Annotated in this window: 20 protein-coding genes and 2 pseudogenes; 13 read left to right on the top strand and 9 right to left on the bottom strand. The window is 67.9% G+C overall.

Translation table 11 applies throughout. The annotated features are described in order from the left end of the window. Positions 1-8 precede the first annotated feature (8 nt). A complete protein-coding gene (locus ACQPZF_RS10665) occupies positions 9-359 on the top strand; it encodes a DUF6355 family natural product biosynthesis protein (RefSeq protein WP_433270737.1) in 351 nt (116 codons plus the stop codon). 94 nt (positions 360-453) lie between these two features. On the opposite strand, the gene ACQPZF_RS10660 is transcribed toward ACQPZF_RS10665, so the two are convergent. The 3 genes and pseudogenes from ACQPZF_RS10660 to ACQPZF_RS10650 all read right to left on the bottom strand — a co-directional run bounded on the left by ACQPZF_RS10660 (position 454) and on the right by ACQPZF_RS10650 (position 3,295). After that, positions 454-663 (bottom strand): DUF397 domain-containing protein, encoded by a 210-nt coding sequence (locus ACQPZF_RS10660; protein WP_433270735.1) that lies wholly within the window; start codon positions 661-663, stop codon positions 454-456. A gap of 48 nt (positions 664-711) precedes the next feature. Next, a pseudogene (locus ACQPZF_RS10655) lies at positions 712-1,077 on the bottom strand (DUF5753 domain-containing protein); the annotation flags it as partial. Positions 1,078-1,192: 115 nt separating this feature from the next. Further along, entirely contained in the window at positions 1,193-3,295 is a 2,103-nt protein-coding gene (locus ACQPZF_RS10650; protein WP_433270733.1) for a beta-propeller fold lactonase family protein, read from the bottom strand. Between the two features lie 354 nt (positions 3,296-3,649). On the opposite strand from ACQPZF_RS10650, the pseudogene ACQPZF_RS10645 reads away from it, so the two are divergent. Together ACQPZF_RS10645 and ACQPZF_RS10640 are read left to right on the top strand one after the other, a co-directional pair. Continuing rightward, positions 3,650-4,430, top strand: a pseudogene (locus ACQPZF_RS10645) (transposase family protein). Between the two features lie 258 nt (positions 4,431-4,688). Next, a complete protein-coding gene (locus ACQPZF_RS10640; protein ID WP_433270731.1) occupies positions 4,689-5,597 on the top strand; it encodes a phosphotransferase in 909 nt (302 codons plus the stop codon). Between the two features lie 73 nt (positions 5,598-5,670). On the opposite strand, the gene ACQPZF_RS10635 is transcribed toward ACQPZF_RS10640, so the two are convergent. Further along, a complete protein-coding gene (locus tag ACQPZF_RS10635) occupies positions 5,671-5,871 on the bottom strand; it encodes a DUF397 domain-containing protein (RefSeq protein ID WP_433270729.1) in 201 nt (66 codons plus the stop codon). Further along, complete coding sequence (locus ACQPZF_RS10630; RefSeq protein ID WP_433270727.1) at positions 5,871-6,830, bottom strand: helix-turn-helix domain-containing protein; 960 nt, start codon at positions 6,828-6,830, stop codon at positions 5,871-5,873. The genes ACQPZF_RS10635 and ACQPZF_RS10630 overlap by 1 nt, the downstream gene beginning before the upstream one ends. A 194-nt stretch (positions 6,831-7,024) precedes the next feature. On the opposite strand from ACQPZF_RS10630, the gene ACQPZF_RS10625 reads away from it, so the two are divergent. Continuing rightward, a complete protein-coding gene (locus ACQPZF_RS10625) occupies positions 7,025-7,285 on the top strand; it encodes a zinc finger protein (RefSeq protein ID WP_433270725.1) in 261 nt (86 codons plus the stop codon). Here the strand turns inward: ACQPZF_RS10625 and ACQPZF_RS10620 are convergent. Then, positions 7,242-7,415: a hypothetical protein gene (locus ACQPZF_RS10620; protein ID WP_433275004.1), complete on the bottom strand. Its 174-nt coding sequence runs from the start codon at positions 7,413-7,415 to the stop codon at positions 7,242-7,244. The two genes, ACQPZF_RS10625 and ACQPZF_RS10620, sit on opposite strands and share 44 nt — an antisense overlap. Between ACQPZF_RS10620 and ACQPZF_RS10615 the strand changes: the two genes are divergently transcribed. The 4 genes from ACQPZF_RS10615 to ACQPZF_RS10600 all read left to right on the top strand — a co-directional run bounded on the left by ACQPZF_RS10615 (position 7,405) and on the right by ACQPZF_RS10600 (position 12,355). Then, a complete protein-coding gene (locus tag ACQPZF_RS10615; RefSeq protein ID WP_433270724.1) occupies positions 7,405-7,662 on the top strand; it encodes a hypothetical protein in 258 nt (85 codons plus the stop codon). The genes ACQPZF_RS10620 and ACQPZF_RS10615 overlap by 11 nt on opposite strands. Before the next feature lie 565 nt (positions 7,663-8,227). Further along, the gene (locus ACQPZF_RS10610) at positions 8,228-10,537 is read left to right on the top strand and encodes a tetratricopeptide repeat protein (protein WP_433270722.1); all 2,310 of its coding nucleotides are present in this window, start codon (positions 8,228-8,230) and stop codon (positions 10,535-10,537) included. Positions 10,538-10,566: 29 nt separating this feature from the next. Then, entirely contained in the window at positions 10,567-11,889 is a 1,323-nt protein-coding gene (locus ACQPZF_RS10605) for an FAD-binding protein (RefSeq protein ID WP_433270720.1), read from the top strand. Between the two features lie 118 nt (positions 11,890-12,007). Next, positions 12,008-12,355: a DUF6355 family natural product biosynthesis protein gene (locus ACQPZF_RS10600; RefSeq protein ID WP_433264882.1), complete on the top strand. Its 348-nt coding sequence runs from the start codon at positions 12,008-12,010 to the stop codon at positions 12,353-12,355. Positions 12,356-14,412: 2,057 nt separating this feature from the next. Here ACQPZF_RS10600 and ACQPZF_RS10595 read toward each other — a convergent pair. Then, on the bottom strand, positions 14,413-14,718 hold the full coding sequence (locus ACQPZF_RS10595) for a helix-turn-helix domain-containing protein (protein ID WP_433270718.1): 306 nt from the start codon (positions 14,716-14,718) through the stop codon (positions 14,413-14,415). Between the two features lie 209 nt (positions 14,719-14,927). Continuing rightward, positions 14,928-15,464 (bottom strand): helix-turn-helix transcriptional regulator, encoded by a 537-nt coding sequence (locus tag ACQPZF_RS10590; protein ID WP_433270716.1) that lies wholly within the window; start codon positions 15,462-15,464, stop codon positions 14,928-14,930. A 588-nt stretch (positions 15,465-16,052) separates the two neighbouring features. Here ACQPZF_RS10590 and ACQPZF_RS10585 point away from each other — a divergent pair. Continuing rightward, positions 16,053-16,796: a glutaminyl-peptide cyclotransferase gene (locus tag ACQPZF_RS10585; RefSeq protein WP_433270714.1), complete on the top strand. Its 744-nt coding sequence runs from the start codon at positions 16,053-16,055 to the stop codon at positions 16,794-16,796. Further along, positions 16,796-17,893, top strand: coding sequence for a C40 family peptidase (locus ACQPZF_RS10580; RefSeq protein ID WP_433270712.1), 1,098 nt, complete (start codon positions 16,796-16,798; stop codon positions 17,891-17,893). The genes ACQPZF_RS10585 and ACQPZF_RS10580 overlap by 1 nt, the downstream gene beginning before the upstream one ends. Before the next feature lie 45 nt (positions 17,894-17,938). Here the strand turns inward: ACQPZF_RS10580 and ACQPZF_RS10575 are convergent, their stop codons facing one another. Beyond that, positions 17,939-18,211, bottom strand: coding sequence for a hypothetical protein (locus ACQPZF_RS10575; RefSeq protein WP_433270710.1), 273 nt, complete (start codon positions 18,209-18,211; stop codon positions 17,939-17,941). 153 nt (positions 18,212-18,364) lie between these two features. Between ACQPZF_RS10575 and ACQPZF_RS10570 the strand changes: the two genes are divergently transcribed. The 3 genes from ACQPZF_RS10570 to ACQPZF_RS10560 are packed head-to-tail and all read left to right on the top strand — an operon-like array spanning position 18,365 to position 20,275. After that, positions 18,365-18,985, top strand: coding sequence for a hypothetical protein (locus ACQPZF_RS10570; protein WP_433270708.1), 621 nt, complete (start codon positions 18,365-18,367; stop codon positions 18,983-18,985). Further along, complete coding sequence (locus tag ACQPZF_RS10565; protein ID WP_433270706.1) at positions 18,952-19,944, top strand: hypothetical protein; 993 nt, start codon at positions 18,952-18,954, stop codon at positions 19,942-19,944. The genes ACQPZF_RS10570 and ACQPZF_RS10565 overlap by 34 nt, the downstream gene beginning before the upstream one ends. 10 nt (positions 19,945-19,954) lie before the next feature. Then, a complete protein-coding gene (locus ACQPZF_RS10560; RefSeq protein ID WP_433270704.1) occupies positions 19,955-20,275 on the top strand; it encodes a hypothetical protein in 321 nt (106 codons plus the stop codon). Positions 20,276-20,279 lie beyond the last annotated feature (4 nt).

Raw genomic sequence — 20,279 nt, 5'->3', positions numbered from 1 at the left:
GCGATCACATGCACCACCCGACCACAGCCCGACATGCCCTCGCCGTCCTCCCGGCGCTCGCCGCCCTGCTCCTGACACCAGCCGACGCCGACGCCACCCAGGCCCTGTGCGGCTTCCACCACGTCAACCCCGACCACCACAACGGCGCGGTCGCGCTCTACACCCACTGCGCGGACTCGTTCATCCTCATCCGCGTCGAGAACTCCGGCGGCCACTACGGCAGGTGCGTCGGCCCTCGGGGATCCGTGCCGTTCTGGCCCAGCGAACAAGTCAGCAACGCCTACTACGTCCCCATCGCCCCGGACACGATGGAGGTCGACGGACGACGAATCTGCCGACTGCAACAACCACCTGTGTAACGCCTTGCGCTGTAACAACATCCGGCCGACAGCCGCCGGTCGGCGAGGTGCCCTGGCGACGACGTTCGCCGGGGCACCTCACGCTGTGACGGCATCAGCCGGTGAAGCGCCCCTCGACGGCTGTTGAGGTGAACGCCTTCCAAGCGTTGCCGGGGAACACCAGGGTTCCCGCTGAGCGGTTCTTCGTGTCGCGCACAGCGACGACCGGCCCGTCGGCGCCGCCCGCGACCTCGACGCACGACTGGTTGGGGTTGCTGTGTGTGGACTTGCGCCACCCCGCCAGCCTCTCGGCTCCGTGCGGCATTGGGGGGATCATCATCGGTTCCTTTCCTCGTGTGCTGCGTCGGCCCCGTCAGGGCGCCAGGAGGAAGGCCCGGGACTGCTCGGGGCCGAGTGCTGCGGCCCGCTGGTGGTCCCACACCGTGAGGTAGTCGTCCACTTCCTCCTGGTTGGACGTGACGTGGCCGTCCTTGAGTCCTTCTACATGAACGAGTTCCACTTGAGGGTCGCTGTCGTAGCCGAAGATCGTGTAGTTGAACTCCTGACCGAGGTAGTAGCCGACGCGCCACGGAACCACCTGCACCTCGACGTTCGGCCGGTCAATGGCCTGGGCGACGGCCAGCTTCTGCTCCCGTTGGACCGCCGAGTTGCCGTCCATGTTCGCCATGCGTTCGAGTGCGGCCTGGTCGATGACGAACCAGAACCGTTCATCGAGGTCGTCGCGGACACGTCGAAGAGCTGGTGCCCCTGGCCACCGTGCTGGTGGTCAGGGGCACCGGTTCGGTCGGTTCGGACGTGCCCGCGCCGGTCGGGCCGCGGGTGCGAGGGGTCGGTCAGTCGATCTGGTCCAGGACCACGTGTTTCGCGCCCTTGCCGGGAACGTTGCGGCACAGGTGGTTCCACTTGTCGCCCGAGTACTCGTAGAACGCGGTCAGGCAGGAGCCGAGTGCCTGCTGGCCGTAGTAGTTCGGGTGGACCGACTCGTCGGTGTCGCCCTGGTTCACGAACGGTGTGGCGTCGAGGAATCGGGCCCATTCCGCCTTGTCGCCCAGCTGGGGCTTGAGGTGGTTGTCGTAGTCGGTCGCCTGTTCCGCGCTCCTGGCGCACACCTCGTGCCCGCTGAACAGGTCCCGGACGTCGAGGAACTCCACCTCCTTCTGGTCGGCCACGTACTCCAGCGAGTCGGCGATCTTGGGCACCACGACGTTGCGCACCCAGTCGGCGTCGGAGTTGTAGACCGGGCACCCGCCGACCTGGTAGCGGTCGTAGCCGTTGGCCTCGGGGTAGCGGATCTGCGCGCCGGTCGGCACCGGCGAGGGGTAGGACTGGAGCACGAACCGGTAGTCGTCGCGGTGGTGGCCGGCGGCGGCCATCACCTCGCGGACCTTGTCGATGGCCAGGGCGACGTTGGTCTCCGCGCGCACCAGGCCGTTGGTGAAGGCCGTCGCCTTCTCGCCGCGGCAGCGCGGGCCGCTCCTCAGGTACGTGATCACGCAGCTCTTGATGATGTCGCGGAACCCGATGTCGTTGCCGCCGACGTTGAGCACGACGAGCTTCACCTGGTAGTCCCGCGCCACCAGGGCGAGTTGCCGGGACTGCGGGGGCTCGTTCTTGAGCGGGGTGTTGATGATGTTGGAGGTGTCCGCTCCCGAGCAGGCCAGGTTGATCCGGCGGGTGACGGGCAGGTCCGCGGCCTGGATCTGCGCCGAGTAGGACCGCAGGCACTTGTTGTCGTAGGAGCGGCCGTAGACGATCTTCGGGTCGTTCTTGCAGGAGTCGGTGCCGAGCGGACCGCAGCGGTACACGGCCCGGTCGGTGCCGAGGACGTCGCTGCCCCTCAGCTCCTCCCGCACCCCGTTGCCCTGCCACCGGCCCGCGACACCGGAGATGAAGCTGTCGCCCAGCGACACGGCGGCGGTGAGGGTCTGCGGCACGCCGGTGGCGATCCCGGTGGGACCGGAGTCCACGTCGGCGGTGGAGACGCGGGTCGTCGCGGTGTCGATGACCGACGTGGTGCCGGACTCGCTGTTGGACACGTAGACCTTGTCGCCGTCCGGGCTGATGGCCACGCCCGTGGGCCGGTGACCGACACGCACGACGTACCGCACCGCGATCGAGTCGGTCGTGGCGGGATCGGTGTCCAGCACCGTGACGGTGTCGTCGGCCCCGTTGGAGACGTAGGCGCGCAGGCCGTCGGGGGCCACGGCGACCCCGGACGGTCCCGCGCCCACGGCCACCGTCTGAATCCGACGGTTGCTGCCGGTGTCCAGCACGGACACGTCGCCGGAGCCGGTGTTGACGACCAGGACCTTGCTGCTGTCCGGGGTGGCCGCCAGCCGACCCGGGCGGGTGCCGACCGCGATGTCGTCCACGTGCGCGGTGGTGGTGGTGTCCAGGACGGACACGGTGTTGCTGTTGGTGTTGGACACGTAGGCGCGGGTGCCGTCGGGGGTCACGGTGATGCCCGTCGGGCTCTTGCCGACCGCGGTGAGCGCCACGACGCCGTGCGTGGCGGTGTCGATCGTGCTGACCGTGTCGGAGCCCGCGTTCGTGACGAACGCGCGGGTGCCGAGGGCGTTGAACGCCACGCCGGCGGGCCGGCTGCCACCGGACGCGAAGGTGGCGACGACGCTCTTGGTGGCGGTCCGGATCGCCGAGACGGAGTCGGACGTGGTGTTGGCCACGTAGGCCAGCGACCCGTCGGGCGAGATCGCGACGGCCGAAGGCCCGCCGCCCACCCGGATGGTGGCCGTGCCGCCGGTGGACACGCTGATCGTGGTCACGGTGTCGGACTGGCTGTTGGCGACGTAGGCGAACCCGAGCTCCCCAGCCACCGCCGGAGGCGCCACCACCGCCACCCCGGCCACCGCCAGACCCACCACTGCCGCGCCGGCCACCACGCACCGCGCTGTCCGCTTGAGCAGATACCTTGCCACGGGGTTCCTCCCGGTATTCCACAAGGAATTCGAATAGGCGACTTCCTCTCTCGCCCGACGGGTATCGGCGATTTCCGACACGGCATTTCGCTCCATCCGAGTGACAACCCGAATGGACGCCGTGCGGTTGATCAGAGTCGATCGAAGTCGATCAGCGCGGTGGTTGCCCGGTGCGGGACCATTCGCAGCGCTAGTGGCCCACTTCTCGGGGTGGCGGTAGAACCCCCGCCCGGCCTCAACCGGTGATTTGGTCATTTCCCGGCTGGAACTCGCGACGGCGCAGGCCGCCCTACAGTAAGGGCTGTCACGTAACTCGGTGATGGGTCGCCTGGGTGGATGGGCGATCATGTTCGTGTGCAGGTGATCTCGGCGTCCCGGTCGGAGTCGATCGCACCGTTCACCGGTCTGCAGCCTGGGCAGTTCCGCAAGCTGGTGCGGGTGGTGGCCGAGCGAGGCGGTGACGCGATCGCCGACGGCCGTCCCGGTCGGCAGTGGCGCCCGGACCTGACCGACCGGGTGCTGCTGGTGGCCACCTGCTGGCGCACCAACCTCACCATGCGGCAGCTCGGGCCGCTGTTCGGGGTGTCGCACGCCGCGGCACACCGGGTCATCGACACCGTCGGCCCACTGCTCTTCCTGGCCCCGGTGAGGCGCCGCCGCCGCATCGATCGGGTCGTGATCGTGGACGGCACCCTGGTTCCCACCCGCGACCACCGCCTCGCGGCACGGTCGAAGGACTACCGGTACTCGACCAACCTGCAGGTGGCCATCGACGCCGACACCCGCCTGGTGATCGCCACCGGCGACCCGCACCCCAGCAACCGCAACGACTGCACCGCCTACCGCGACTCCGGCATCGCCGACATGCTTCGCGGTCGACCCGTCATGGCCGACGGCGGCTAGCAGGACAACCCCGAAGTGATCATGCCCTACCGCAAACCCCGCGACGGCAGCGCGTTGACCGACAGGCAGGAACACCTCAACACCGCCCACCGCAGCATCCACGCCCGCGCCGAACACACTCCGACCCGCATGAAGAACCGGACCATCCCGCGCGACCACCGCCGCGGCCCACACGCTCCGCGACACCGCCTTCGACATCGCCCGCCTCTACAACCTCGCCCTCACCGGCTGACCAAGAAGCGTCCGCATCGCCAACCACAAGATCAGTTACGTGACAGCCCTTAGCGAGGTCGACGCTGCAGCAGCCGCCATGCGGCCGGTCCTCGATCTGCCCGCCGACGAGGTGATCGCCCCGCTTGCGCGTCCTCTGTGGCGGCTGGCGCGGCAGACTGGGGGCGAATCCGCTGCGAGGAAGGACCGCGTTGGAGTTGCGGACCGCGATCGCCGAATGCGGTGCTTCACTGGGTCTTCCTGCGGGAATAATCCCTATGTGACCTCGGAAGACCCCACCTCGTCGGGCGGCGCAGATCCGATCCGAGTCGCGCGGGCCGCGTGTGCCTTGGCAGGCCTGGACCCCGCCAACGCTCACGTCATCCACAACTACGCGAACGCCGTGCTGCTGCTTCCCGCCGAGCACGCGGTGGCGCGAGTCGCGGCGGGCGACCACACGGCTCAGGCACGGAACATGTTGGCGGTCACGCGCTGGCTGTCGCAGCATGGGTATCCGGCCGTCACTCCGCTCCGCGACACGGACGCCGTCTCCGTTGTAGGCCATACCGTCACGTTCTGGCACTACTATCCGCAGGCCGGGCCGACGCCCGACCTCGATTCGGCTGTTCTTGGCACGTTGCTCCGCCGATTGCACGAACTCCGGCAACCCCCTGTGCGCCTGCGGTCCTGGCAACCGCTGACGTCCCTGGAGCGTGCGATCTCGAATCCCGCCGCGTCACCGGTGCTTACCGATGACGATCGGGACTGGCTGAAGAAGCGCATCCCGGCACTGCGCTCCGAACTCGCGGTGGTCGACTGGCCGTTGGGTAACGGGCTGATCCACGGCGATGCCTGGTTGGGCAATCTCCTTCGAGGCAACCATGGGACCGTGTTGATGGGAGACTGGGACTCCGCCGCCTGGGGTCCGCGCGAAGTCGATCTGGTTCCGACGTGGCACGCTGCCCGTCGCTACCACGACGATCCCGACCGCGTGCGGATCTTCACTGAACGCTACGGCTATGACCTGGAAGAGTCTCCCGGATTCGAGCTACTGCTGGAGATGCGCGACTTCGTTCAGCTGAGCGCACCTCTTCGACATGCACACCGCTCACGGGAACATGCGGAAGCACTGCGGCAACGCCTCGACGGAACACGCACCCGCAGGGCCGGGCGCTGGCATGCGTTCTGAAGAACCAGTCCGAACACGGTGGTCGAGGCTGTGCCCGTCGGAGGCCGTACGCATGCGCCCGGCGTTCTCACCATCAATCGGTGGCCATGGACTCCAGGAAGGTGCGCCAGGTGTCCCTCCGGAAGAGGACGGGTAGCCGGTCATTGCGGGCCTTGGTGTCCCGGACGTGGACTACGTTCTCGGTGAGCATGATCTCGACGCAGTTGTTGCTCGGGTTGGAGTAGCTGGACTTGAACCAGCAGCCGTGCGTTGTGGTGGGGACGTCGTCGATCATCAGATCTCCATCTCCGTGCGGACCTTGTGAAGAGTGGCAAGGGTCGCGTCGCGGTCCATCGCCTGTTCAAGCACCTCGTTGAAGCTGGCCGTGAGTTCGAGAAGGGTGCTGCGACGGTCGATGAGGCCCGCAGTGCTGGTGATCGAGTCGACCCATGCGTGGTCGGGCACCCAACGTGAGTCGAAACTCAGGATCGAGACGGCCGAGCCGATCATCGAGTGTGCCCCGGCGCTGAAGGGCATGACTCGAATCCGCAGGCGTTCTTCGTCGCGTTCGACGAGTTCGGCCAGGTGTTCCAGTTGGCGGCGCAAAACCGCGCGACCACCGACCTCCATCCGGATCGCGGCGGGGCCCAGGACGACGGCGTAGTCGACCGGCTCGGGGCCTTCGAGCCGAGTTTGACGTGCGAGTCGCGATTCGACTCGAGGGCCGACGTCGACCGGCCGGATGTACGTCGTTCCGCCTCTGATCATCGCTCGTGCGTAGTCTGCCGTCTGAAGCAGGCCGGGGACCGTCTCGGCGACGTACTCCCGGATGCTCGCGGCCCCTGCCTCCAAGCCCAGGAACCGGACAAACTCGTCGCTGAAGATGGACTCGTAGTCGTTCCACCACTGGTGGCGCTCGGTCTGGGTGCGCAGCGACTCCAATTCGGCCACCTCGTTCGGTGCCAGGTCGTAGTGCTCGGCCAGCCGGGTCAGGCCGGCCGAGGTCAGCCGTCGTTTGGCGATCTCCATCGTGGACACGTTGTTGCCGCCCAGCCCGGTCGCCTTCCCGACGGCATTGGTCGTCAGGCCCAAGGCGGTGCGATGGGCGCGGAGGCGCTGTCCCAGTTCGATGGCGTGCACCGCTGTGAGGATCGGTCCGCTGGCCATCAGTGTGCTGCCTCCTGCGTGCGAGCCGGAACTGACCTTGACGAGGTTACGACCACCGGCAGCAAACACCCGATCGAGGTACTTCAATCGCGAGTGAATCCGAGCTAGCTTGATTGTACTCACGAGAACTATCAGCTACCTCCCGGAGACGCCGTGCTACGCCTTGACTTCCCCCGAACCTTCTCCAACCCGGCTGGGACACGCGGCCGGTATCCGGTGCGGAGTGACGTGCCCCTGGGTGCCGAAGTTCCGTCGACAACCTGCTGGATACGGCGGCTGTGATGGGTATACGGCCGTTCCGGTGGCTGCCGCACGACGGTGCCCGTCACGCCATACCCGACGAGTTGGCCGCACATGAAGAGGGAGCGACCCTGTGCGGCGTGGCGGTGACCGTTCCACACCGTCCGCTGCCACGGGTTCCCGACTGGTGCTGGCCGACCTGCCCCGACTGCGAACGAGCGTGGAGGATCCTCGAGGGCATTCCCCTGTTCTCTCCAGCTACCGGGGCAACGACTCTTCGACATGGCGCGCGTCGTCGTTGACGACACCGAACATCGTGGCGCGCAGCGCCGCGCATGCCGTTGAACGCGCCGTTGTCACCACCTGATAGCCCGCCCGGTTCGGAGTAAAACCACCACCAACCAAACGCGAGGTGACCGCGATGACCAACACCCGGCTGGTGACCGTCGGCGACGCGATCGCAGCATTGTCCGCCTACGATCCGACAACGCTTCTACGGGTCGCCACTCAGCCAGGATTTCCGATGGAACACTTCCTCGCGCGGGTGGTGTGCAGCCCCGTGGACGCCGAGAGCGACGGCATCCCTCCTGCCAACCTGCCCGTGGTGTGGCTCGGCGTGGGCGAGCGGGTCGGTTCTCTTCCCGAGTCCGGCGCGAACGCCCTTGGGTGGTCGTGGTGATGGACCTCTATCACCGGGCCCGGCCACACCCCCTCGGAGGGGGTGGCAACCGACGCATCGGTCTGGGGAAGTGGACCATGCGGCTGCGGTTCGCGCGTCGCGAACCGAGCCCGTGCAGGGTCGTGGTATCCGCATGGATGGAACTCAACCCGCTCGGTCGTCAGGGAGTGAGCGGCCGGCATCACCTGAGAGACGAGCCCGGCTCATCGGCACGGACACCACCACAAGCCCCGACTCGCCGTCATCGCCGATCTTGAGCATCCACACCGAGGCGCGCCAGCAGCGCCTCGGTGGCGGACAGGATCTCCACGTCGGCGGTGAGACCGGCGCGGGCCAGGACGGCATCGGGCTTCGGCCTGTTCCATCAAGTTGACGCATTGTCAACTCTCGAAAAGAGTGCGTACACCGAAAGAATGAACCATCCCCCGACCAGGGAATCATATGCCAACATCGATACTTCGCCGCCGATTCCACCTATGATCAAATTCTCGGATGTGTTGCCGGAAGGGACCAACGTGACGCCACCGGAGCCGTCTGGGATACGACGAGGGGGCGGTGAAGTCGGGTGGAAGAGACTACGAGTACCAGTTCGGCAACACATGCGGACCACGGGTCGTTCGCGGAGGCGTTGCGCAGGCAGCGGGGGCGGGAGTCTCAGGGCTCGGTGGCACGCCGGATGGGGTACAGCCCGAGCCACTATTCCAATGTGGAGAATGGTCACAAGCCTCCTACCGAGGGCTTCGCACGAGCGTGTGACGTGGCGTTCGGAACCGACGGCGTCTTCGTGGCGCTGTTCCTCAGTTCGGTCGGAACGAGTTCCAGGGTGACGGTGAAGCCTGCCCAGTTGCCGCCGTCGCCGCACCTGGTCGGCCGTGTCGCCGTGCTCCAAGAGCTGGATCGGTTGCTGGACGCGAAACGCGACAACCCTTCGGCTGACGTGGTCGCGCTCGACGGTGAAGCGGGTGTGGGTAAGACGACACTCGCCGTCGCGTGGGCGCACCGGATCAAGAGCCGCTTTCCCGACGGCACGCTTTTCGTGGATCTGCATGGTTATGCGGCGAATGGTGATCCTGTTGGTCCCGGAGAGGTGTTGGAGGACATGCTCAAGGCCCTGGGCGTGCCGGCCCAGGACATCCCCACGACGCTGGACTGGCGCGCGGCGTTGCTTCGCACGGTGCTGAACGGCACGCGGACGCTTCTTCTGTTCGACAACGCCGCACGTATCGAACAGGTCCGCTCGCTCATTCCGGCGTCGCCCGGTTGTCTGGTGATCGTCACGAGCAGGCGGCGCCTGTCGGGACTCGCCGTGCAGTACGGGGCCCGCTGTCTGACGGTCGACAGGTTCGGCCAGGACGACGCCGTCCGCCTGTTGCGCGACGTCGTCGGGTGTGAGCGGGTGGACGCGGAGCGCGAGGCCGCGCAACGGATCGCGAGGTTCTGCGGCGGCTTGCCGTTAGCGGTCCGTGTCGCCGCTGAACGTGTCGCGGCCAGCCGACATCTGACCCTCGCGGATTTGGCAGAGGATCTGTCCTCTGCCGATCATCGGCTGGACACCCTGTCGCCCTATGACACCGACGAGGCGGTGCGCCAGGTGTTGTCGTGGTCGTTCCGCGCGCTGGAGCCCGCTGCCGCGCGGCTGTTCCGGCTGCTGAGCCTGCATCCTGGACACGAATTCGGCGTCGACGCCGCGTCGGCCCTGGCTAGCTGCGAACGTTCCGAAACTTGTCGGCTGTTGGACATGCTCGCGGGCGTCCACCTCCTGCACGAAGCGGGTCGTCGACGGTACCGGTTCCACGACCTGGTGCTCGACTACGCAGTCGAGCGCGCAGCCGCCGATGAGTCGCACGCCGATACGGAGCGCGCGTCTCGACGGCTTCTCTACTGGTATCTGCGCACAGCGGCTGCGGCGAACCTGGTCATGTCCCCTAACCGGCCGCAGGTTGCCGTCGAGGGCCTGGTCATGTTGTCGATGCCGCAGCCCATGTCGTTTTCCACGGTCGACGAGGCCGTCGCGTGGTGCGAAACCGAACTGGCCAACCTCGCCGCGGCGACACAACATGCGGCTCTGCACGGTATTCACGACGTCGCGCTCGGTCTGCCGATGGTGCTGTCGGACTACCTGTACTGGCGTCACCCCTGGCGGGTCTGGATCGGCCCGTTGGAACGTTGCCTGGACGAGGCACGGCGATGTGGCGACCGTGCCGCCCAGGGCTGGATCCTGAACAACCTGGGGAACGCGCACTTGGCACAACACCGTCTGGTCGAGGCCGGCAACTGCTTCGGCGAAGCGGCGGCGCTGCGTACCGAGGACGGCGACCGCGCCGGCCAGGTGTGGAGTCTGTTGGGGGTCGGGCGGGTCCTGCAAGCCCAAGGCGGTTACGAACCGGCCGCCGACAAGTACGACCATGCGCGGACGTTGTGCTCCGAACTCGGGGACGAGTGGTCTTGGGCCATCGTCACGGCCTATCTCGCCGACGCCCATCGGGCGCTCGGCGACCACCGATATGCCCTGGACCTGCTGGCGCAAGCGATCACCGTGTTTCGTGCGCGTGGCGACCGGCAAGCCGAGAGCTGTGCGTTGGACAAGGTCTCCGACGTCTACCGCGACCAGGGCGACGAGGTCGCGTCGCTGGACCACCTCAACCGTGCGTTGGCCGCCAGCTCGGCCGTGGCCGATCGGTGGAGTCGGGCCGAACTGCCGCGCAAGCTCGGTCACCGCCATCGGGACCTGGGCGACTGCGAACGTGCACACCGGGCGTGGACAGAGGCGCTGCTGCTGTTCGAAGCGCTCGGCGACGTCCGGGCCGCCGCGATTCGCACCGAACTCGATACGTTGGAGTGGAAGGCCGTTCCGGTGCCTCGGCGGGCCGGATGACCGGACGCGCAGACCCCTGAGGAGACGAGTTGCCCTCCGGAATCACCTGCTTCGACCCCGTGCAGCGTCGTTTCCTCAGCGGCCCACCCCAGCCCGACCACATTCCGGTGCCGTCGCTGGACGGAGTGCTGTCGACGCACGACGCCGACCTCGCGTGGGCGGCCGAGGACTTCGGTCGCGTGGTCCGCCACCGGCCGCTCGCGGTCGCCCGTCCGGGGTCATTGCGCGACGTCTGCGCCATCCAGCGCTTCGCCCATCAACACGCGATCCCGGTCGTGCCTCGTGCCGAAGGCCACTCCACCGGCGGTCAGGCCCAGACTCCCGACGGGATGGTCCTGGACATGCGCGGTTTCGACACAGTGGGGCCCGTCGCCGCGGACCACGTCACGGTGGAAGCCGGAGCGCGCTGGAGCGACGTGCTGACCGCGACTCTGGCCCACGGCCTCACGCCCCCTGTCCTGACCGACTACCTCGAACTGTCGGTGGGCGGCACCCTGTCCGTCGGCGGACTCGGCGGCACCAGTCGACACCACGGCGCCCACACCGACAACGTGCTGCAACTGGACGTCGTCACCCCCGACGGCAGCCACCGCACCTGCTCCCCGACGGTCGAACCCGCACTGTTCGACGCCGTCCGGGCAGGCCGCGGCCGGCACGGGGTCATCGTCCGGGCCACCCTGCGCCTCATCCCGGCCCACACCCACGCCCGCAGACACATCCTCCGGTACAACCGCCTGTCGGACCTGCTCGCCGACCAACGCCGGCTGGCCAGCGACCGCCGCGTCGACTACCTCGAAGGCAAGGTCAAGCCAGACGACAGCGGCACGTGGACCTACCAACTCGAAGCCACCACCTACTTCACACCACCATCCATACCGGACAGCCCGCGCCTTCTGGAAGGCCTTGGTCACATCACGGGCGGCGACACCGTCACCGACACCGGCTACCGGGACTTCCTCGACCGCATGGCCGACGACGTCGCCCTGCTCCGCACCCTCGGACCGTGGCAACACCCACACCCGTGGAGCAACACGCTCCTCGCCGATCACACCGCCGAAGAACTCATCACCCGGACACTGTCCGAACTGGATCGACAAAGCCTGGGCAGCACAGGCCTGGCCCTCGTCTACCCGATCCTCCGCACGCGACTCGCCACACCCCTGCTCAAGGTGCCCGACACACCGATCGTGTTCCTGTTCTCCGTACTCCGAACCGCCGACTCCCCCGACACCCTCACCGGCATGGTCGAACACAACCACCGCATCCACGACCGCGTGACCGCCTCAGGCGGCGCCACCTACCTCGACCCGATCCCGGACACCGAGCAGTCCCCGACGACGTCTATTCCTTAGCATTCGAAGCCTCGACATCATTCCCGGCGACCGTCGCCCCGACCGATGCTCGTGACCGCAAGCCTTGTCCCAACGTGAGGCGGTCACCATGCAACACAGAAACCTATGCCCTGCAACGATGTCCAGCGTCATCGTCGCCACACTCGCGGCGGCGCTCATGACAGTGGCACCACCGTCGGCGTCAGCCAATGACGACCGACTTGCCTCCGGGTGCGGCTTCGTCCACGTCAACCCGGACCACAACAACGGAGCAGTCTCCCGCTACAGCCACTGCGTGGACTCGTTCATCCTCATCCGCGTCGACATCGCCAACGGCAAGCGCTACGGCGCCTGTGTCGGACCATGGGGCACGAAGTACTACTGGCCACAAGAACAGGTCGCCAACGCCTACTACGTCACGACACCCCCCAGGCTCCTGGTCGTGGAGGGCCGCGTGATGTGCTCACTGACCCAACCCGAGGTGTAACGGCACGTCCATCTCGTACCGAGCGCGGCCTGCGCCCCATCTCCTGTCCCAGGAGAGGTCACCGGCCGCGCTCGGTCCACGCTGCGTATCAGGCTGTACGTCCGCTGGTACGCCCCAACATCGGCAGATAGGTGTCGATCTCAGAGAGGAACTGATCGCCCTCCTCGTGGTCGGCAACCATGTCGCGGGTGCTGGGCACGGCCATGACAAGGTCGCGACACTGACCCCGCGCCCAGTGCCACCAGCCCGCCCTCCGACAGACGGATCAAACGGCCACGCAGCCCCGTGCGGGCCCACCCACCGTTGCAAGCCCACCGGACGAACACCAATACGGCACCACGATGAATCGAATCAAAACGGATCTATGGCGGTGTAAACTCACTGGTCAAGAAGTGTCTTCCCCGCGCGAGCGGGGGTGGTCCCGCATTCACGTGGGAATCCCCACCCATGCCGGAGTCTTCCCCGCGCGAGCGGGGGTGGTCCCAGCAGGCCAGCTCCGGTGACTGGGCCGCCTACGGTCTTCCCCGCGCGAGCGGGGGTGGTCCCCGGTGGCACTCGTCCAACTTCCGTGCCTGCTCGTCTTCCCGGCGCGAGCGGGGGTGTCCGCCGCCGAGACGCTCGCGCGCCCCTTGGCGTCGGTCTTCCCCTCAAGAGCGGGGTGGTCCCCCCACAGCCTCCATGAACTCCGCCTGCACCTGGACTTCCCCGCGCGAGCGCCGAACCTCGACATCGTCCCCCCGTCTTCCCCGCGCGAACGCGGATGGTCCGTGGTCGAGGTCTGCCTGCGTGAACTTCGGATCGTCTTCCCCGTGAGCGGGGGTAGCCCGTGAACAGGCGGAACTGACGCGGGCTCCCGCTAGTTCTCCGCGCGAGCGGGGGTGGTCCCAGCAGACAGCGGATAGCTTGGATCATCGGAGGATTGGTAGCGCCTTGGTCGTGGGCAGATTAGCCTCTCGCGCTCCGGCGGACTTCGGAACTCAGGATTGTCTCCTACTGACGCGGCGGTGGTCAGGAGTACGTTCGTCGTGTCGCGGTATCGGGTGCGGCATTGGTTCCCCCACCGCGCGCGTAGCAGCCGACTGCAGGGTGGGTGATTGTCACCGGTTAGGGTGTTCTCCGAGGGGCCTGCGATGCCATCGCCGTATGGCGGGCACCCTGCTGCTGCGCATGACCGCATCTTCAGCACGCTCGCCTCGGCGGACTCACATGAGGAATTCGTAGATCACGAAGTCGTCGTCGACTGTCGACGCAGCTGTATCGGTGGTGACGACGGCCTGTAGCGATGACCGCTGGGAACGTTCTTCGTGCTGGAAGATGCGACCGGCGTGTGACCGGCTGCCCGGACACCACCAGGGTCGGGCACTATAGGCGATGTATCGATCATCAAGGAGAAGCATAGTGATCACCAATGGCGTGAAGAGCTGCGGTAAACGCGCAGCGGGTACCGTGCTCGGTATGGCGGTCCTGGCAAGTGGACTGCTGGTGGGTACCGGCTCTGTCGCCCAGGCGAGTGAGACTCCCTATTCGCCCTCGACCACACATCGGTCATGTCATGCGAGCGAAGCGGCACCGACCTTCATCCCGATCCCGCCCATTATCTGTCGGTGCAAGGACGGCTCGGTGCGTCCATGTTGGGCATGTAAACGGCGGTAGTGCCGGTTCAGCCGGTGGCGTCGATGTCGGCTTCCTCGGAATATCGACTACCGAGGCAGCCGCACCGCTAGACCCCAGAACCCGGTCGTGGTCGGCGCCCTCGGGGCGGCGGACACGATCGGGTTCTCTCGCACACGACCGGAAACACCATCACCAAGCCACGCACTGGGTGGTCCCCAGCTTGTCTTGGCCGCGACGTTGTGTCGCTCCGGGGCACGGCCCCGTGGGCACCCTGACGACCAGTCGAGCACGGAGCCGCCCTGGTGCCCGGACTCTCTAGCCCCCGCTACCACTGGCCGCGCGGTTCACCGATCGAGCCGTGTCGACTCGGTGTTCGGATCGTCGAGTTCGAGGAGGAGGTGCCGGGCGTGATCGGGCTCTCCAGGGTCGGGTGGGACCGGTCTTCATGACGCGTCGTTGCCGGAGTCGTCCGGTTCGGTGACCAGGGCGACGAGGCGTCCGCCTAGGAGGTATCGCCGCCTGTTGTCTCGTTGCAGGACTCCCGTTTTCCACAGTGCCACCAACAGCCTGTGGACGGTGGTCATCGGTAGGGACAGTTCCCGGCATATTTCGGAGAGGCTGAGTGGCTGTCGGGCTTTGGCGACGGATTCCAGTACCTGGAGGAGGCGGTCGAGGTAGTCGCCGCGTGCCGGGGCGTCGTGGCCGTCCTGGTGTTGATCCAAGTGGTTGGTGGGAACTCTCGGCTGCATGACGTGTCGGCGGGGCCAGGCGGCTGGGCCGAGTAGTCGGATGGGCGTTCGTGGGTCTGGGTTGTTGCCGTTGTGGGGGTGGCTTGGCATGTCCTCGACTCCTTCGAAAGCTCGTCCGGGCGCCGGTCGCCGTCTCAGTGTCAGGATTGATTGCCGGGTCGGACAAGAGGGTGGGTGTATTCGAATGAGTGGAATGAGGAATACGCGGTTCAGGCGGCCTGGGCGTGCGGAGGTGCGGCGCGGCCGGATGCGAGGAAGGCTGCGGAGACCATCTCGGGGGTGGTGCGGAGTGCGCGGGCCAGGCGGTGAGCGAGGGGTACGGGTAGTTGGCCGGTGTGTTCGTAGTCGCGGACGGAGGCTTCGCCGATGCCGAGTAGGGCGGCGAGCAGTGGTCCGTGTTCTGGGCCGAGGTGTCCTCGTTCCCAGTGGGCTAGTCGTTGGGGTTTGACGGCGAGTCGGCGCGCGAGTTCTGTGGGTGTGATGGCGAGCAGGCTCCTCAGGTCGGTCAGTGTCGGTGGGCTGTCGAGTGGGCGTTGTAGTTGTGCTGGGACGACTCGCAGTTCCCTGGCCACTCGGCGGAGGTCGTCGGCGGCAATGGGGGTGATGCCCTTCTCCCAGCGGTAGATCTGGTTGTCGTGTACGCAGAGGCGGCGACCGAGTTCGACTTGGGTGATCCTGGCTCGTCGGCGGTGGTGGATCATCGCGTCGGGGTCGAACCTCGGAACTTCCCCGTTGTAGGTGCGCATGGGTTCCTCCGGTGGGTCGGGCCGTCTCACGGCGAGCCGCGGTGACGGGAGCGGGTGAAGTGATGGGCGGCACCTGCCTTGAGTCGGGCGTCGGGCAGCTGCGTCGCGATACCCGGCTACGAGGCGCACCGCAGGCGGTCCGGCAGCACTGTGGGAGGTATTCGGGGAGTTTCTTGGGGGCCGGTCGGTGTCTCTCATACACCCTCCCTGCGTCGGTTCAGGACACCGAGGCGAGATGACATTCGACGGATCGATGAGGTAGTTCGGCAACAACAGTGACCCTAACCCGATAATGCCGGGTCGCCCATTTTTACCAGGACACGGAAACCATCTGTCCGCACTACGGAAAGCTGACGCACCCCATTGCTGCCTGCTTCCGCAGATCGGGAAATCCAGTAATCGGGCTGGCGATCGACTGCATCGTCCGTTTGTGGAGTCATTGTCGTCTCTCATCGGTTACATCGAGTGGGGCGGTGCGGGATGAAGGCTCCGGCGATCGGACGGCGTGCGGTTCGGGTGGTGGTGATCTGCCTCGGGCTAGCGGCGTGTTCGCCTGCACCTCGGGTTTCGTCGACGTACCAGGCGGCGGTGCCACCGAGTGTGGGCCCGTTGTCCTCGACCGTCGGGGCGGGCGGTGTGCTCGTCGTCTCGGCGCGGGTCGTCGCCAAGGTGGGTTCGGATGGTGCGGCCGGTCGTGGGTTGGCCGCGGCTGGCGGGGTGTTGGTCGAGGCCGTCGACACGGCGTCGGGCAGTGCGGTGAGGGTGGTCCGTCCTGACAGTGGCCGGGTGGTTCACCAGGTCGGTCTGCCCGGTGGGATGCGTGCCGGTGGGTTGGCGTTGGTTCCGGCGGGTCTGTGGCAGTTGGTCTTCGATGGTGGCGTGGCGGTTCTGCGTGATCCGGTGACGTTGCAGGAGACGCGACGGGTCGGGTTCGTCGGTGAGGGTTGGGGGTTGTGCCACACCGGGGAGGTCCTGGTCCACAGCGACGGGGCGAACCGGTTGGTGTTGCGGCATCCGGAACGCTTCGTCGAGGTCGGTTCGGTGAGGATCACCGGCCATTGGGCGGCGGCGCAACGGTTGGGCGGGCTTGCGTGTGTGCACGTTGACGGGCGTCCGCAGGTGTGGGCGTTGGTGTCGGGGTCGGACTGGGTGGTCCGCGTCGAGCTCTCCGGTGGCCGGGTCACCGCGGTGGCGAGTATCGCCCGTATCCGCGCCGAGGTACCGGGTCTTGTTGGCGCGGCTTCCGGGATCGCGCCTGCCGGTGAAGCTGATCTGTTCTGGGTCTCCGGCCCGTTCCCGTATCGCTTCAAGATCCGGTTGCGAGCGGGCTGATGAAACTCTTCTCGATGGTCGTCGTCGCCCTGCTCTTGACCGTGATGGTCGGTGGAATGCTTGTGGTGTATTGGACAGCGGATGCAGTCCCCGGGCCGCTGTCCTGTGTCGTGGCCGCCTCCGACGAGGCTGCCGGAAGCACAACCAGCGTGCGCCTGTCGGCGTCCCAGGCGGCCGTTGTGACCGCGATTGTGGCTACAGCCAGGGGAATGGGCGTCGAGCGGCGCGGCGCGACCGTCGCGTTGCAGACCGCGATGCAGGAGAGCACCTTGCGGGCCGAGGTCGTTGTCGGTCGGGCGGTCGGTGCGTTCCAGCAGATCGCCCCAGGCCCGGATCACGCCTACGCCGGGTATGACCGGACCGACCCGGCGGCAGCGGCGAAAGGCTTCTTCTCGGTGCTGCTCACGCGGGTGCCGCGCTACGCGGTCGATCCGCGATCGAATCACGAGCTGGCACAGGTGGTGCAGGCCAGCGGCGCAGGAGCCGTCGAGTACGCCAAGCACCAGCGTTGGGCCGAGGCTGTCACCGCCACGATGTTCGACCGCGCGACGGCGTGCGAGGAACAGTCGGTCCCGGGGCCGGTTCCGGTGCGTGTCAGGGGAAATACCGTGGAGCTTCCGCTGGAGGCGAGGGTCGTCGGGACGGTGGTCGCTGCCTCGCCGCGGATCGCGCAGGCGATCGGTGCGGCGTTGGCGTGGCTGGGCACGCCGTACGCGTGGGGTGGCGGCGATGAGCACGGTCCGACTCAGGGGGTCAGGGATCACGGTGTCGCGGACGCGCATGGTGATTTCGCCAAGGTGGGGTTCGATTGCAGTGGCCTGACGTTGTACGCCTACGCGCAGGCGGGGGTGCGGCTCACCAGGCCGTCGGACGCGCAGTTGACCGGCGCGACGTCGGTGGTGGCGTTCGCGCAGGCACGGCCGGGGGATCTGCTGTTCTGGGGGACTCATCACGTGGCCATGTACCTCGGTGTGTTCGACGGGGTGCATCGGATGGTCGAGGCGCCGGCGTCGGGTGATGTGGTGAAGGTGTCGTCGGTGCGGCTCGGCGGCGACTTCCGTGGCGTCGCGGCACGGCCCATCCCAGCGGGTAGCTGACGGCGTGTCATGGAAGGGGTGGGTGCCGCCGTGCAGAAGCCGCTGTCAGAACAGTGGGGTGAAGTGGACCCGGAAGTCGAGGTTCGGACGCCCGCTGGTGGAGGCCGCCGCCCAGTAGACCGCCACGAATCCAGTGGCCTCCGCCCGGTGGAGGGTGTCGATCCGGCCTTCGAGCCCTTCGGCGAGCGGCATCGGCGAGATCCGGGCTTGCAGGGCTGCGGCGGCGGCTTCGGCCCTCGCGGTGAGGGCTTCCAGTCGGGCGGTGTCGGCGGGTTCCGGGCGTGCCGGGCCGGCTTTCGTCGTCAGCGTCTGGGCCACGCGTTCCAACTCGCAGCATCGACCCGCAACCGTGGCCGGTTCGACGGTGGGAGGACGCCACGTCGGTCCACGCAGCCGCGCACGGAGGTCGGGTGACGAAGCCGCACAGCGATCACGTCAAACGGAAGGCGTCGAAGAGACGGGGTGAGGTCGGTGACCGGTCTGGAGAACGAGGGGTTCGTGGGGTTCGACGGCCAGTGGGTGGAAGCGGCGTCTCCGGACGCCACCCCGGCCGCGGATCCGGTCGCGTACGCGGCGGGGGTCGACCGGCATTTCGTGTTGCGCGGGTCCGTGCACGCCGATCGGCTGGTGGAGGAGATGACCTTGTCCATGGTGGACGGTCGACTGGTCGATCTGTCCGGGTCGGTCGAGGCGTTCTCGGCGGTGACCGTGCGGCAGAAGCAGTACGCGATGGCGTTGTGCGACCGGGTCGCGGATCACGCGCACGAGCTGCGTACCGCGGTGGCCGCGCGCGATGCAGGTCTTCCGTTCTCGTACGAGGGACCTGTCTACGCCGCGTCGCGTCTGTCCGACCGGGATTCCCGGGAGCTGGCGGCGGGGTTGGACGGCGTCAGTGCGCGGCTGTCGTCGCGGGCGGGGAATGGTCTTCCGTGGCGGCTGCGGGCGTCGGGCCGGTCGGAGGTGTCCTCGACGGATCTGCGTGCCAGGGTGGCGCGGCTGGGGAGCCTCACGCCGCCCGGTGGTGTGGCTCCGGAGGCTGCCGCGCAGCCTCGTCCGTCGTGGCTGCCCGACCGGATCGGGTACCACTGGTGAGCGGCGGGTCGTGGGGCGGGCGGCCGGTGCCGTTTCCCACCTCCGCCGTGCTCCCGGTGCGTCGTGCCCCGCGACCGGCGGAGGCCGCTCCCGTCGTGATCCCCCGTGGTCCGGCCTCGGCTGTCGAACGGTTGACGCGCGGCCGGCGGACGGCGGTGGACGAGGTGTTGCGTCGGGCGCCGGTCGCCGGGCGGGTGGTGGCGGTGGTGGGTGCGGCCGGTTCGGGACGGTCGACGGTGGCCGCCCAGCTCGCCGTGGCGGCGGCGTCGTACCAGCCGGGCCCGGTGGTCGTGGTCGACGCGTCGGGCGCGGTCTGGCCGGGTGCCGTGTGCAGGATTCCGGGCCCGGCGGGTGGCGCGTTGGACTGGACCGGGCTTCGTCGGGTGCCAGCAAAGCAGGATCGGATTCCGGTGCTCAGCGGATTTGTCCATAGGGCGCGGCACGCCGAGTTCTTCGGGGCGGGGACCGGGTCGCGTGGCTGGGTGACGCGGGTGGGCGGTGTCTCGGCGGCGCGGCCGTGGGAGCCGGTCGGTCCGGCGGAGGTCCTGGACGCGGTCGAGGCGCTGCGCGCGGTGAGCCGGATGGTCGTGGTGGACTGCCCGGCCGACACGGGTCCGGTGGCGCGGGTGTGTGCCGTGGTGGCCGACGTGCTGGTGGTGGTGTGCCGGGCGGATGCCGGCGAGGTGCGCCGCTGCGGGCGGCTGGTCGAACTGTTGGCCGGTGACGCGCGCCGGGACTTGACCGGGCGGAGTGTGATCGTCGCGGTGCAGCACCGGCCGGGTCGGTGGCCGCGTGCCGCCGCCGTCGCCGAGTCGGCCGCCGGGCGTGCCGTCGCGGCGGTGCTGCGGATGCCGTTCGACAGGGCGCTCGTCGACTCGACCGCGCCGGTGGTGCGCAGCGGGCTCGGGGCCGAACGGGTCGCCGCGACCGCGTTTCTTCTGTCCGCACAACAGTTGTGAGGTGTTGGCAATGAACGACGGGTTCTGGTCGACGGTGGGGCGTGTCCAGCAGGGCGGGCCGGTGGCACCGATCGACATCGAGGACGGCCGCAACGCTCCGGGGTTGGAGGCGATGGAGTCGTTGGTCAACTCGATCGCGATGTACGTCCTGGTGGGTGGGCTCGCGGCGGTGGTGATCGGGATCGGGATCGCCGTGGTCGGGCCGCGGTTGGGGTTCCAGCACGCGCGCGGGGTCGGGATCGGCGGTGTGGTGGGCGGGGTGTTCCTCGGCGCGGTCGTCGGGCTGGCCTCGATCATGGTCAATTTCATGTATTCGGTGTTCTCCGGCTGAAGGG

Origin of the sequence: Actinosynnema sp. CS-041913, from assembly GCF_050942485.1 — a bacterium.
GTDB lineage: Bacteria > Actinomycetota > Actinomycetes > Mycobacteriales > Pseudonocardiaceae > Actinosynnema.
The sequence above is the reverse complement of the archived record's forward strand: the minus strand, read 5'-3'. Positions and strand labels throughout refer to the sequence as shown.